The following is a 14035-nucleotide window of genomic DNA, read 5'->3' on the forward strand; positions in this document are numbered from 1 at the left end:
TGCACCCCTCCAGTCTTCCGTATGCCCGATGTGAAGTTGTCGGCGTGTCCCCTTGCGCGATGAGGCGTGAGTATCCCCCGAACTCGCTACTCCGCTTGACCTGACCGCACTACACGGGTGTAATCACAGTGATGTCATTCGTCGCTGGAAGGGGGCGGCGGATGGTGTTTCAACACCGCCAGCCTGGGGAGTGCGTGGACAGCGAGGAGGCGGACGTGCGGTTGGAAGCAGATGGAAGGGAATGGGGGCAAGTCGTGGGTTGGGGTGAGGTCCCGGAGCAGCAACTGGGCGATCTCACCGAGCTTTTCGACGATGCCTCCGCGGAAGAGCAGGACTGGCAGGAACGGGCCCTCTGCGCGCAGACGGACCCGGAGGCGTTCTTCCCCGAGAAGGGCGGCTCCACCCGTGAAGCCAAGCGGATCTGCCTCGGTTGCGAGGTCAAGGACGAGTGCCTCGAGTACGCCCTCGCGCATGACGAGCGGTTCGGTATTTGGGGCGGGCTCTCCGAACGTGAGCGTAGGAAACTGAAAAAGCGAGCTGTGTGACGGCGATCTCCGGCGGCCTCGTGCGCCGGAGATCGCTTCCGTTCGCATCCACCTAGTGGGGCCACCAACGGGTGACAGGGTCGCGTCGTAGGGTGGCGGCACTCGACTTCGCCGCCACATCTGGAGTGCCCGTTGTCTCGCACTGCCGCGTCATCTGTGCCGCGCACGGCCCCCGTTCTGGCCATTGTGGTCTGTCACAACGGCGAGAACTGGTTGCCACTGGCGCTTTCCGCGCTGCGGCGCAGCGGTGTCCGGCCGCGGCACGTACTCGCCGTCGACACCGGATCCACCGACGGCACGGCGAAGATCCTCGCCGACGCGGCGGCCGACCGCGAAGCGCCGGTCCTGGATGGGATTCTCACACTTTCCGGTGACGTCGGCTTCGGTGCCGCGGTGGGCGAGGCCGTCGAGCACGCCGTCGAACGCTGGGGCGACCCCGGCGGTTGGCTCTGGCTGCTGCACGATGATTGCGCGCCGGAACCCGGTTGTCTCGAAAACCTGTTGGCAGCGGCCGAAAACGAGCCCGCCGCGACGGTGCTCGGCCCGCTCGCGGTCGACTGGAGCGACCCGCGCCTGATCGTCGAAGCCGGCTTGTCGACCGACGCGATCGGCCATCGGCAGCAGATCTCACCGGATGAGAACGACACCGCCGTACTCGCCGTGCCGAGCGCGGGATCGCTGGTGCGCCGGGAAGTCTGGCACGACCTCGGTGGCTACGACCCCGGCTTTCCGTTGCTGCGCGAGGATCTCGACTTCGGCTGGCGGGCCAACGCCGCGGGCGGCCGCGTGCTTTCGGTGCCGTCGGCCCGGCTGCGGCACGCCCGCGCGCTCAGCACCGGGCAGCGCGAACCGGACGCCCTCGGCCTTCCCCTCGCCACCGCGAACCGCGCGCACGGGCTCCGGGTGTTCCTCGTCAATTGCCCGCCACTGTCCTTTTGGTTCGGACTTTTTCGAATCCCGGTCTTCGCGGTGCTGCGGGCGCTTGCGTTCCTGCTGCTGCGGCGCACCGGCGAGGCGGGCGCGGAACTCGCGGCGACCTGGCACCTGATGCGCGGTCGCGGCGGACTGCGCGCGGCCCGTGCGGAACGCCGGAAGACCGGTCGGCCCGGCAAGGTCGGCGGCCTCTTCACCGGACGGATGACGCGGGTGCGCAACGCCGTGCGCGCCGGTGTCGTCGGCCTCGTACGGCGTGGCGTGGAACGGGATTTCGCCCTCGGGACGGTGCCGGAGGGCGTGGATCAGGAGGGGGCCTGGATCCCGCCGGAGGCGTTGAAGGCCGGGCAAGATCGTCCGGTCGGTCCCGGTGCGCTGCCCGCGGGGGCGATGCGCGGTGTCGGCTCGCGCGGGACGGGGCTTCGGCGGCCCAGTGCGGTCGTCGCGGTCGCGGTTCCCGAAAAGCCTGTGGCGGAGGGGCCGAAACCGTCGCCGGTACCGAGGGACGGCGGACGGCGGCCGGAACCGGAACTCGTGTTCGTCGAGGTCGACCGGAAGCGGGTGCTCGGCGCGACCGTGTTCGCCCCGCCGGTGCTCATGCTCGTCGTGCTGACGGCGCTCGCGTTCGTGGTCAACGGTTCCCGGCTCGGGCTCGACCTCTTCGGCGGGAAACTGCTGCCGGTCGGCGGGCTCGGCGAGATCTGGTCGTCGTATCTCGCGCCGTGGCACGCGATCGCCGGCGGGACGGCGAGTCCCGCGCCCGCGACGCTGCCGGTGCTGGGCACGATCGGCGCGATCTTCACCCCGATCGGTGGTCCCGCGGCGCTGGTCGCGATCCTGCTGATCGGTGACATCCCTCTCGCCGCCCTGAGCGCGTACGTGGCCACTCGGCACCTTCGCGTGCGTCGCTGGGTGCGTGCCGTCGCGGCGGCGGCGTACGGCGTGCTTCCCGCGGCCACGGCTTCGGTCGCGCAGGGACGGCTCGACGTCGTCGTCGTGCATCTGCTGCTGCCGCTGGTGATCGCGGGCATCGTGGGGCTGCTGGTCCGCGCGGACTCGCGCTGGCTGCACGTTTCGGCGCTGAGCGCGATCGGGCTGGCGCTGATCGGCGCCTTCTCTCCGCTGGCGCACGCGCTGGCGCTGGTCGGGCTGGTGATCGGGTTCGTGGTGCTGCCTTCGCCGACCGGGCTCGCTCGGCGGATCGCGTCGGTCGGCATCGTGGTGTTCCTGCCGCTGGCGTTGCTGCTGCCGTGGCCGAGTGTGCTTTTGAGGCATCCGGAACTGCTGCTGCACGGGCTCGGCGGTGGTGCCACGGCCGCGTCCGGCGCCGATCTCGCCGGGCTGGACCCGGGCGGCCCCGGCGCCTGGCCGATCGGGGTGGCACTGGTGGCGGCCGCGATCGTCGCGCTGGTGGTGCGGCCGACGAAGGGCGCGGGCGGCGGTGTCGCGGTCGTCGTGCTGGGCGCGCTCGGGCTCGTCGCGGTGCGGTTCGTGGCGGTGACGCCGATGTCGGGCGGCGCGCACGCGACCGGGTACGCCGGGGTGCCGCTGCTGGTGATCGGCGCGGGACTGCTGTGGACGGTGCTGGCGACCTGGCAGCGGGGCGGCTCCGGGATCGATCCCGCGCCGTGGCTGGCGAAGGTCACGGCCGTGGCGGGGGTGCTCGTGCTGCTGGCGCTGGCGACCGGCGCGGTCGTCGCCGGACGGGAAGGGCCCCTGCGGGCTGGCGAGCGCCCCTCGCTGGCTCCGGAGATCTCGGCGGAACTGGCTTCGAGCGGCCGTTCGGTGCTGGTGATCGGTGACGTTGCCCGGCAGATCGGTGGGCGGTTGCCGACGTTCGGCGACGACGAGTTCGCGCCGACGCCGGGCAGTGCCGATCGGCTCGCCTCGTGGCGCCGGGACCTGCTGCAAGGCTCTCCGGACGCGGTCAAACAGGCCTTCGCGGCCGCTTTGGCCTCGGGGGTGTCGTATGTCGTGCTGCCGAGCGGCGCGGATGGTGGCGCCTTCGTCGGACTCGCGCGAGACCTGGTGGTTTTGGCGGCGCCGACCTCCGACGGGCGTCCGGTGCTGCGGTTGCTGCCCGCCGGCGGGCAGGTGGCGCTGATCTCGCCGGAACTGGCGCAGGCCGCCGTGACCGGGAAGGGCGCGCCGGGCGCGTCGCCCGGGGTGGCGCCGGTGCAGGCCGGGCTGCCGGACGTGCGGGTGCGCGTCTCGGAAGGCCCGACCGGGCGGCTGCTCGTGCTGGCCGCGGAGTTCGAGGCGGGCTGGCAGGCGAGCGTGGACGGCAAGGCCGTGCCGATCGTGCGGGCTTGGGGGCACCAGGTGGCGGTCTCGGTGCCGGCCACGCCTTCGGAGGTCGTGGTGGAGCATCAGGGGACGACGCGGAACCTGCTGCTGCTGGCGCAGGTGGCGGCTGTGCTGTTCACGCTGCTGACTGCTGTTCCTACGCGGCGGCGTGCTTCTTGAGCGTTGGGCTGTCCTGAAGGTCCCCTTTGAGACGTTGAGCGTCCCAAAGGAGGCCTTGGCGGCGCCCAATGTGGCATTGGGGACGTTGAGTGTCCCCAATGCCACATTGGGGGCCCGCAGAGACCTGCCCACTGAGTTATCCACAGCCCCTTCCCCTTGTGGACAACTTCGCCCTCCAGGGCCGTTTCCGCAGGTCCCGTCGGTGTGCGGCGATACACTGGGCTGGGGACGCCCCCCGGGGAAGGGCGGGGGCTGGGCAGGGGGTTATTCGCCTTCGATGACGTCGGGTTCGACGCCCAGGTAGCCCGCGACCTGTTCCACGAGGACGTCGTGGACGAGTTCCGCGAGTTCGCCGGGGTCCTTCGCGCGCGCTTCGAGGGGGCGGCGGTAGAGGACGATCCGGGCCCGCGTCGGGAGGCCGGCGCGGTCGACGCCGGCGGGCACGAGCCGCGAGAGCGGGACGGCGCCGTCGTGCAGCACCCCGTCCACTCCGGCCGGTGCGCCATCCGAGCGAACTTCGGGAACGTCGTCGACGGCGACGTCGAGCTTCGTCAGCTCGTGCCGCCACCGCGCTTCGATCGGTTCGAGCGCGTCCAAAACCAGCGCGTCGAACCTTTCCGCCCTGCTAGCGGCGGCGGGAAGGGTCGACGGATACAGCGCTCCGCGCAGGCCCCGGCCGTGCCGGTCCCGTCGCATCCGCCGTCGCTGTCGGGAATCACGAGCCGTCGCCACGCACCGAAGGGTACGCGCTCGGCGATTCAAAGCGCGTGTCGCCGCCTACGCCGGGCTCGCGACGCGCTATCGTTCTCGATCGTGCGGAGCGTACGAAAGTGTTCGCGAACGGGTTGTCTCGAACCCGCTGTCGCCACGCTCACGTATGCCTACAGCGATTCGACAGCCGTAGTGGGCCCACTGGCCACCGCGAGCGAGCCGCACTCCTATGACCTCTGCGAGGCTCACGCCCTCCGGCTGACCGTGCCCAAGGGCTGGGAAGTCGTCCGGCACGAAGGCGCCTTCGCCGCCCCGGATCCCTCCGCCGACGAGCTGACCGCGCTGGCCGAGGCCGTGCGCGAAGCAGGCCGCTCCGACAAGCCCGCGCCCGAGCCCGAACCCGAGGGCCCCTCGGGCAGGCGCGGCCACCTGCGCGTCCTGCCCGGCCGCGCCTGACGCGAGGGCTCGCCGGTAGGCTTTCGAGCGCGCCAGAGGGCGTTGTAACGAGACTATTGGCGGGGAGCAGGCGTGCCAGACCTTTCGGGCATCGTGAAGGCCTACGACATTCGCGGCGTGGTCGGTGAGCAGCTGGACGCGGCACTCGTCCGCGACCTCGGATCGGCGTTCGCCCTGTTGATCAAGCCGGAGTCCGACTCCGTGGTGATCGGCCACGACATGCGCGACTCCTCGCCCGAGCTGTCCGCCGCCTTCGCCGACGGCGTGACCTCGCAGGGCCTCGACGTGGTGTCGATCGGCCTCGCCAGCACCGACCAGCTGTACTTCGCGTCCGGCTCGCTCAACCTGCCCGGCGCCATGTTCACCGCCAGCCACAACCCGGCGAAGTACAACGGCATCAAGCTGTGCCGCTCCGGCGCCGCCCCCGTCGGCCAGGACTCCGGTCTCGCGGAGATCCGCGACACCGTCGAGCAGGGCGTGCCCGCCTTCGAGGGGCAGCGCGGTTCGGTGACCGAGAGGGACGTCCTCGCGGACTACGCGGCGTACCTGCGCAAGCTCGTCGACCTCTCGGGCAGCCGCCCGCTGAAGGTCGTCGTCGACGCCGGCAACGGCATGGGCGGCTACACCGTCCCCACGGTCTTCGCGGGCCTGCCCATCGAGGTCGTCCCGATGTACTTCGAACTCGACGGCAACTTCCCGAACCACGAGGCCAACCCGCTCGACCCGAAGAACATCGTCGACCTCCAGGCGAAGGTGCGCGAGGAAGGCGCCGACGCGGGTCTCGCCTTCGACGGCGACGCGGACCGCTGCTTCGTCGTCGACGAGCGCGGCGAGCCCGTCTCGCCGAGCGCCATCACCGCCCTGGTCGCCATCCGCGAGCTGGAGAAGGAGCCGGGCGGCACCATCATCCACAACCTGATCACGTCGAAGGGTGTCCCGGAGATCGTCGCCGAGCACGGCGGCAAGCCGGTGCGCACCCGGGTCGGGCATTCGTTCATCAAGGCCGAGATGGCCAAGACCGGCGCGATCTTCGGCGGCGAGCACTCCGCGCACTACTACTTCCGCGACTTCTGGCGCGCCGACACCGGCATGCTGGCCGCGCTGCACGTCCTCGCCGCCCTCGGCGAGCAGGCGGGCCCGCTGTCCGAGCTGACGGCGGAGTACTCGCGCTACGCGGCCTCCGGTGAGATCAACTCGACCGTCGACGACCAGGTCGCGCGCATGATGGCGGTCAAGGACGCGTTCGGCGCGCGTGACGGCGTCGAGATCGACGAACTCGACGGGCTCACCGTGCAGCTCCCCGGCGGTGGCTGGTTCAACCTGCGCCCGTCCAACACCGAACCGCTGCTCCGCCTGAACGTCGAGGCCGCCGACGCCGAGGCCGTCCGGGCGCTGACCGAAGACGTATTGGCGATCGTCCGTGGGTAACGAATGTGTCGTGAAAACACACATAGAGATGTCCCACAGGTAGGGAGTAAGCATGGCCGTCACGTTCGACGCACAGTTGCTGGAGATCCTGGCCTGCCCGTCCCCCGATCACGCGCCGCTGCGGCCGGGGACGGCGGCCGATCCCGAGGCCGACGCATTGACCTGCACGGAATGCGGTCGTGTGTATCCGGTCCGTGATGGAATCCCGGTACTGTTGCTGGACGAAGCCACCGAGCCGACGACCCCGGATGGCGATCATGCCGACGGTCCCTGACGATTCCCTGCTCGACGATCCCGCGAGGCTGGCCGAGGCCGACACCGCGGGGCTTCTCCGTGCCGCCGCGATGGCGGGCGCCCAGGTGCGGGCGACCGCCGAGGCCGCGGCCGAACTCGAGCTGAGCGATCGCCTGGACGTCGGGCGCCCGCGCTCGCTCGTGCTGATCGACCGGCCGGGCGTCAGCCGGACGCTGACCCGGCTGGTCGCCGCGCTCCTGACCCCGTCGTGCCCGGTGCCGGTGGTCGTCGCCGAGGTGGTGCCGAGCTGGATCGGCGCGCTCGACGTGGTCTTCGCGCACACCGACGACGCGGGTGACCGCGAGCTGGCCGCCTCGTTGGAACGTGCCGCCCGGTTCGGGGCGAGGGTCGTGTTGTCCGCCCCCGACGAGGGGCCGGTCGCGGCTTCGATCGCGGGCAAGGGGCTGCTGCTCGCGCCGAGGCTCCCGGTCCCGCCGGAGATGGCGTTCCCGCGCGGGCTCGCCGCCGCGCTGCTCACCGCGAACGCGCTCGGTCTGCTGGTGGCCGACCTCGAGCAGCTCGCGGACCACCTCGACGCGGAAGCCGAGAAGGATTACCTGGCCAGGGAGTCGTTCGCGAACCCGGCCAAGGCGATGGCGCTGAAGCTGGCCGAGCGCCAGCCGCTGCTGTGGGGGCTGGACCCGGTCGCGGTCGCCGTCGGCGAGCACGCGGCCCACGCGTTCGCCGCGCACGCCGCCGTCGTCTGTGACGTGGAGGACTACCGTCAGGCACTGGCCAGGCCCGCTTTGCGGCGGGCGGCGTTGTCCGGCGGCGTGGATCGCGATATCTTCGCGGACCCTGAGGAGGGGGCAGGCGCGACGCCGAGGGTGCTGCTCCTCTCGGTCCGGACCGGGCCCGCCGCGGAGGCGGCCCGCTATCAGGCGGAAGACCTGCTGCCCGGCGGCGACGTGATCGCCCCGGCCGAAGAGATCGAAACGGACGAGATCGTGCGTGCGGCCGTTCTCGCCCTGCGTTTCGAGCTGGCCGCGGTCTATCTGGGGCTGGCCGTCGGCAGCATCGGCGGCGCCGGGAGGTACACGCCCGCAACGGCGTGAGTCCCGAGCGCGACGTAAGCAATGAGGGCCGGCACCACCCGTGCCCGGCGAGGAGTTGAGGTGACAGTGGAGCTGCTGCGCAATGCCGTGCGGCCCTACGCGTGGGGGTCCAGAACGACGATCCCCGAGCTGCTGGGGCGTCCGGTGCCGGCGCCGCATCCGGAGGCGGAACTGTGGATGGGCGCCCACCCCGGCGACCCGTCCCACGTCATCGGCCCGGACGGCACCGAGCGGAGCCTGCTGGAGCTCGTCGAAGCCGATCCGGTCGGCCAGCTCGGCACGACCTGTGCCGGCCGCTGGGGCGGCAGGCTGCCGTTCCTGCTGAAGATCCTCGCCGCCGAAGAGCCGCTTTCGATGCAGGCGCACCCGTCGGCCGCACAGGCGGCGGAAGGGTACGCGCGTGAGGAGTCGGCGGGGATCCCGCGCGACGCCTCGAACCGCAACTACCCGGACCCGACAGCCAAACCGGAACTGGTCTGCGCGCTGACGGAGTTCCACGCGCTGGCGGGCTTCCGCGACCCGGAACGCACGATCGCGCTGCTGAAGGCGATCGAGACGCCCGGGCTGGCGAAGTACGCGGTGCTGCTGGAGGCCCAGCCGGATCCGGCCGGGCTGCGCGCGCTGTTCACCACCTGGATCACGCTGCCGCAGGCCGCACTCGACGAGCTGCTTCCCGAGGTCCTCGATTCGTGTGTGAAGCACGTCCGGGAACGCGGCGAGTTCGACGTCGAATGCCGGACCATCCTGGAGCTCGGCGAATCGCATCCGCGCGACGCGGGGGTGCTCGCGGCGCTGCTGCTCAACCGGCTCACCCTCAGCGCGGGCGAGGCGATCTACCTCCCCGCCGGAAACCTGCACCTGTACCTGCACGGCACCGCCGTCGAGATCCTGGCGAACTCGGACAACATCCTGCGCTGCGGGCTGACCCCGAAGCACGTCGACGTGCCGGAGCTGCTGCGCGTCGTCGACTTCGCGTGCGGGGAAATGCCGGTCCAGAGCGGAGAGCGCGAGGACCGCATGTCGGTGTACCGCACCGACGCGCCGGAGTTCGAGCTGTCGCGGATCGAATGGGCGGCCGGGGACGACGGCGAGGTCGCCGTCCACGACGTCGGCCCGCAGATCCTGCTGTGCACCGCCGGTGGCCTGCTGGTGACGGCCGACGACGGTGAGCAGGTCGAACTCCGCCGCGGCCAGTCCGTGTGGCTTCCCGCCGCCGATCCGGAGGTCCGCGTGCGACCGCTGTCCGGTGAGCGCACCCAGGTGTTCCGCGCCACCGCCGGCACCTGCTGATCCTCCTCCCGCGTTTCGTCCTCTGAATGCGGTCCTTGCACGCGCAAGGACCGCAGTCAGAGGACGAAACGCGGGCTTGGCCGAAGTGTGTGCGTTCCGTGTGGCGGGTTCCGCGACTATCGACCGAAGGGGTGACCCGGCGCTTGGCGTCGGCTCGTCCCGGACATCGACAGCCAAGGAGCGACAGCAGTGACTTCCCATCCCGGCGCGGCGAGCGGACGTGCTTTCCGGGCGCCGGTTCCCGTGCGCCCCACCGCCCTGCTCGCCGCGCTCGGGTTCGCCGTCGTGACCGCGCTCGTCCCGGTCGTCGACCTGGTCCTCCCGGTGCCGAGCGGCCAGGACCTGGTCGGCTCGGCGCAGGCGATGGCGGGGCTCGCCGGTGACGCGATCGAGTCGGTCAAGGCCGCGGGGAGCGGCCTGCACGAGCTCGCCGCGGGCGCGGAGAGCAGGCTGAACCTCCCGCTGGTCGTGCTCGTCTCGCTCGGCGCGCAGGTGCTGCTCACCGCCGCGCTGGTGGTGACGGGCACCCAGCCCGTCCGCGTGATGCTGACCGTCGCCGGGCTGATCAACATGTTCGCGGTCTCGCGACTCGGGGCCGCCGCGCCGCCGATGTGGGACGCCATGGCCAACGGCGTACTGGCGATCGCGCTGGCCTGGTTCCCCGCCGGACGGCGGGGATCGCGGCTCGCCGCCTGGTGAAGTGCAGGTGACTTCCGGGTGGTGCCCGTCTGAGGGGTCGGGCACCACTCGGTCAGGCCGGGGCGGGTTCGGTGAGCGACAACAGCAACCGGACGAGGGTCGAAGCGTTGGCGTCGTGGGGGACTTCCAATCGCTTCGCCTCTTCACCCGCCGCCTCGGCCGCTTCTGTTTCCCCGACGGCCTCGTACGCCCTGCGCAGCACGTGCAGGGTGAGGCCCGTCGCCGGTTTCCCGCCCATGGCACGGAATTCGTCGAGACAACGGCGCAGCACGGGGATCGCGCGGTCGGCCCGGCCGTCGCCGATCCAGCTCGCCGCGATCGCGCGGGTGCAGGAAAGCTCTCGCGGCCGTTCTTCGAGCGCTCCGGCCAGGCGCCGCGCGTTTTCGTAGGCCTTCACAGCGCCGTCGCGCCGCCCGGCGCCGGCGAGGATCGCGCCCTGGGTGCGCAAAGACTTCGCCAGCGCCGATTTCGCCGTCGTCCGGCGAAGGACGCGGACCGATTCCTCGATCGTCGACAGGGCATCCTCCTGGCGGCCGTCGAGCATCAGCGACCACGAAAGTCCTTGCAGGGCAACGCCAAGCTGGCGGTCGTCGGCCGATTCCCGAGCCTGGGCGAGAATCCTGCGATCGATTTCCAGCGCTTCGGAGATCTTGCCCAACCGGTGCAGGGCGGCGGATTCCGCTCGTCTCGCGTGGGTCCCGGAATCCTCCACAGTGGACATTTCGCGGGCCTGGGTGGCGGCGTGCAACGATTCCCCGGCCCGGCCGAGCCCGACCAGGCAATGCGCCAGATTGGTCTCCACCCACGCCCGGGTGGCGAGGTCGCCCAGGTCCGCCAATTCCTTCGAGCAGGCGCGATAACCCTCGGCCGCGCGTTCGTACTCGCCGCGGACATGCAGCAGCACCGCCAGATTCGCCTCCGCGATGACGGCGATGTGCCGGTCGCCCGCCTCGCGGGCGGCGTCGCGCAAGGTCTCGTACGCCGTCCGCATGTCGGTGTAATGACTGTGCAGATACAGGTACGCGCTCAGCCTTTCCAGTATCCGCAAGGCTTTCCGGCGCCAGCCCACGGCGCACAGCGACGAGACGGCGGAGACCAGGTTGGCCCGTTCCACGGAGAACCACGTGCCGGGATCACGCAGCAGCCGCTCGACCAGCTCGGCCTCCAGCGGCTGGGTGGGGACATCGTGATCCGACAACGGCATCGGCACCGTCCTCGGCAGGCGGCGGGCCGCCGTGTCGGCGAGGCACAGCGCCGCGTCCGACACCTTCGCGACGGTGGCCACCCGCTCGTCGCGGGTCTCCAGCTCCCGGCCGAGCTCCGTGGCGAACACGCGGACGAGGTCGTGCACGCGGAACCGCTGCTCGCCCGTCGGGTCGAGACCGGTGGCTTCGAGCAGGCTGGCCTCGACGAGTTCGTCGATGGCCTCGTCGGCGCCTTCGTCATCGATCAGCGTCGTCACCGCCCACGCGGGCAGGTCGAGGGTGCGGCAGCGGCCGATCAGCCGGAACGCGCGCCGCGCCGCCGGGCTCAGCGCCCGATAGCTCAACGCGATGCTGCCGCGGACCTGGAGATCGCTGACCTGGAGCTCGTCGAGGCGTGAGACCTCGTCCTCCAGCCGCCCGGCGAGCTTCCCGAGCGGCATCCCCGGCCGCATCGCGAGCCTGCTGCCCGCGATCCGCAAGGCCAGGGGGAGATTGCCGCAGGCCTTGGCGATCCGCTCCGCGTCCGCGCGTTCGGCGCCCACGCGGTCCGGCCCGGCGAGGCGGGCGAGCAGGGTCATCGCCTCGGCGCCGGACAGCGGCGCGAGGGGGAGCCGATTCGCCCCGGCGAGCCCGGAAAGCCGTCGCCTGCTGGTGATCAGGACGGCGGTGCCCGGTGTGCCCGGCAGCAGCGCGCGGACCTGCTCGGGGTTCGCGGCGTCGTCGAGCACCACGAGGACCCGGCGATCGGCGAGACGGCCTCGATAGACCGCCGCCCTCGCCTCGACGTCGTCCGGGATGGCGGGCCCGGTGACGCCCAGCGCGCGCAACAGGTCGCCGAGGACGTCGGAGAGGTCGCGCGGGTCGGAGGCGCCGGCCAGCGGGACGAACAGCTGTCCGTCCGGAAAGGACCGGCGGAGCCTGTGCGCGGTGGCGACCGCGAGGGTGGATTTGCCCGCCCCCGGCTCGCCGGTGATCACCGTGACCGGGACGCCCGTGCCGTCGCCGAGCAGCCCGGAGAGCTTCGCGATCTCGCTCTCGCGGCCCGCGAGATCGGCGATGTCCGGCGGCAGCTGGCAGATCGGGAAGATCGGCGCGGCCTTGGCCGAGGGCACCGGATCCTCGCCGCGCAGCACCGCGGCGTGCACCCGGCGGACCTCGGCCCCCGGCTCCACGCCGAGCTCCTCGACGAGGGTGTCGCGCAGATCGCGGTGGACGGCCAGTGAATCGGCCTGCCGTCCGGCGCGGTGCAACGCGATCATCAGTTGCGCGGCCAGCCGCTCGCGCAACGGATGTTCGGTGATCATCGCCTGGAGCTCGCCGGTGAGTTCACCGTGCCTACCGTCGGACAGCTCGGCGTCGACACAGTCTTCGAAGGCGGCCAGGCGCTCCGACTCGAGCCGGGCGACGTCGGCGTCGAGCCGGGGGATGTGCAGTCCGGAAAGGACCGGCCCGCGCCATTCCGCCAGTGCCCGGCGGTAGTGCCCGGCTGCCGCCGCCGGGTCACCCGCCCGCGCCGCCGCCTTCCCGGCCGCGGCGGCTTCGCGGAAGGACAGCAGATCCAGGTCGGCGGGCTCGACGACCAGCCGGTAGCCATGTGGATCCCGCTGGATCTCCAGCCCCTCGAACCGGGCCCGCAGGCGGGAGACGTACGTGTGCAGATTCGACGAGTACGACTTCGGCGGCGTGTCCGGCCAAAGCGTCTCGACCAGGGCGTCGACCGGGACGGAGGAGTTCGCGTTCAGCAGCAGGACGGCCAGCAGGGCACGCTGATGATCGCCGCGCGGCGTCGTGCGCCGCCCGGGCGGATCCTCGATCGTCAACGGTCCGAGCACGCCGAATCGCGGCACGGGCACCTCCCCAGGTCATGAGAGGGGCGAGACTAGCGAGGGGCTCCGACAATTCTGTGACCTGTCCCGCCCGCCGTGTACCGGCTCATCTGCACTGCTAGCCTTCGAACCCGGCATATCGGGACACCATTGGGGAGTTGCACGTGTCTGCAGGTGGCGGAACCAAGGCGATCATCGCCGCGCTCGTGGCGAACGCCGGAATCGCGGCCGCGAAATTCACCGGCTTCCTCATCACGGGGTCGTCCTCGATGCTGGCCGAGTCCGTGCACTCGCTCGCGGACACCTCGAACCAGGGCCTGCTGCTGCTCGGCCAGAAGACCTCGCAGCGCAAGGCGACCCGCACCCACCCGTTCGGCTTCGGGCGGGACCGGTACTTCTACTCGTTCATCGTCGCGCTGATGCTGTTCAGCCTCGGCTCGGTGTTCGCGCTGTACGAGGGCATCCACAAGATCTCGCATCCCGAGGAGCTGACCTCGCCGCTGGTGGCGGTCGGCATCCTCGTGGTCGCGATCGGGCTGGAGTGCTACAGCTTTTACACCGCGATCCAGGAATCGAAGAAGATCAAGGGCGACGCGGGCTGGTGGGCCTTCATCCGCCAGGCCAAGACGCCGGAACTGCCGGTGGTCCTGCTGGAGGACGCGGGCGCGCTGTTCGGCCTGGTGTTCGCGCTCGGCGGGGTCGGGCTGTCGGTCGTCACCGGGAACCCGGTGTGGGACGGCATCGGCACCGTGACGATCGGTGTGCTGCTCGGCATCATCGCGATCATCCTGATCATCGAGATGAAGAGCCTGCTGATCGGCGAGGGTGCCTCCGAGACCGACCTCGACGTGATCGTCGACGAACTCGCCGCCGGCAAGGTCGAGCGGGTCATCCACATCCGGACGCTGTACATCGGGCCGGACGAGATGCTGGTGGCCGCGAAGCTCGCGCTGGTGCCGGGGCTGGAGACCGCCGAGATCGCGCAAGCCATCGACGACGCCGAAGCGCGGGTGCGGGCGAAGGTGCCGACGGCGAAGCTGATCTACCTGGAGCCGGATCTGGACCGCGCGCTGGCCTGACCCGGTCTCGGCTCGCTTCACGTGCCATGAACGGTCCGTTCCTTGCAA

The 14035-nt window shown here is 71.2% G+C and carries 11 protein-coding genes; 9 read left to right on the forward strand and 2 right to left on the reverse strand.

Going from position 1 to position 14035, the window contains the following annotated elements; translation table 11 throughout:
- Window positions 1-161: 161 nt before the first annotated feature.
- Together AVR91_RS39815 and AVR91_RS39820 are read left to right on the forward strand one after the other, a co-directional pair.
- Window positions 162-545, forward strand: a complete 384-nt coding sequence (locus AVR91_RS39815) for a WhiB family transcriptional regulator (RefSeq protein ID WP_007028952.1) — start codon at window positions 162-164, stop codon at window positions 543-545.
- Between the two features lie 132 nt (window positions 546-677).
- A complete protein-coding gene (locus tag AVR91_RS39820; RefSeq protein ID WP_063277763.1) occupies window positions 678-3944 on the forward strand; it encodes a glycosyltransferase family 2 protein in 3267 nt (1088 codons plus the stop codon).
- A gap of 264 nt (window positions 3945-4208) precedes the next feature.
- Here the strand turns inward: AVR91_RS39820 and AVR91_RS39825 are convergent, their stop codons facing one another.
- Window positions 4209-4640, reverse strand: coding sequence for a metallopeptidase family protein (locus AVR91_RS39825; RefSeq protein ID WP_016337110.1), 432 nt, complete (start codon window positions 4638-4640; stop codon window positions 4209-4211).
- Window positions 4641-4757: 117 nt separating this feature from the next.
- Between AVR91_RS39825 and AVR91_RS39830 the strand changes: the two genes are divergently transcribed.
- The 6 genes from AVR91_RS39830 to AVR91_RS39855 all read left to right on the forward strand — a co-directional run bounded on the left by AVR91_RS39830 (window position 4758) and on the right by AVR91_RS39855 (window position 9877).
- Window positions 4758-5111 (forward strand): DUF3499 domain-containing protein, encoded by a 354-nt coding sequence (locus AVR91_RS39830; protein ID WP_073848429.1) that lies wholly within the window; start codon window positions 4758-4760, stop codon window positions 5109-5111.
- A 72-nt stretch (window positions 5112-5183) separates the two neighbouring features.
- The gene (locus tag AVR91_RS39835; RefSeq protein WP_063277762.1) at window positions 5184-6539 is read left to right on the forward strand and encodes a phosphomannomutase/phosphoglucomutase; all 1356 of its coding nucleotides are present in this window, start codon (window positions 5184-5186) and stop codon (window positions 6537-6539) included.
- Window positions 6540-6591: 52 nt separating this feature from the next.
- Window positions 6592-6813: a Trm112 family protein gene (locus AVR91_RS39840; RefSeq protein WP_063277761.1), complete on the forward strand. Its 222-nt coding sequence runs from the start codon at window positions 6592-6594 to the stop codon at window positions 6811-6813.
- A complete protein-coding gene (locus tag AVR91_RS39845) occupies window positions 6797-7888 on the forward strand; it encodes a hypothetical protein (protein ID WP_063277769.1) in 1092 nt (363 codons plus the stop codon). Before AVR91_RS39840 ends, AVR91_RS39845 begins: the two co-directional genes overlap by 17 nt.
- A gap of 66 nt (window positions 7889-7954) precedes the next feature.
- Complete coding sequence (manA, locus tag AVR91_RS39850; protein ID WP_063277760.1) at window positions 7955-9178, forward strand: mannose-6-phosphate isomerase, class I; 1224 nt, start codon at window positions 7955-7957, stop codon at window positions 9176-9178.
- 189 nt (window positions 9179-9367) lie between these two features.
- Window positions 9368-9877 carry a hypothetical protein gene (locus AVR91_RS39855; RefSeq protein WP_063277759.1) on the forward strand — a complete coding sequence of 170 codons (510 nt, stop codon included), beginning with the start codon at window positions 9368-9370 and terminating at the stop codon, window positions 9875-9877.
- Between the two features lie 52 nt (window positions 9878-9929).
- Here AVR91_RS39855 and AVR91_RS39860 read toward each other — a convergent pair whose 3' ends face one another.
- Window positions 9930-12929 (reverse strand): AfsR/SARP family transcriptional regulator, encoded by a 3000-nt coding sequence (locus AVR91_RS39860; protein ID WP_063277758.1) that lies wholly within the window; start codon window positions 12927-12929, stop codon window positions 9930-9932.
- 143 nt (window positions 12930-13072) lie between these two features.
- On the opposite strand from AVR91_RS39860, the gene AVR91_RS39865 reads away from it, so the two are divergent.
- On the forward strand, window positions 13073-13987 hold the full coding sequence (locus tag AVR91_RS39865; protein WP_063277757.1) for a cation diffusion facilitator family transporter: 915 nt from the start codon (window positions 13073-13075) through the stop codon (window positions 13985-13987).
- The last annotated feature ends 48 nt before the right edge of the window (window positions 13988-14035 follow it).

It is taken from the genome of Amycolatopsis keratiniphila subsp. keratiniphila (assembly GCF_001620365.2).
In the GTDB taxonomy this organism is placed as follows: domain Bacteria; phylum Actinomycetota; class Actinomycetes; order Mycobacteriales; family Pseudonocardiaceae; genus Amycolatopsis; species Amycolatopsis keratiniphila.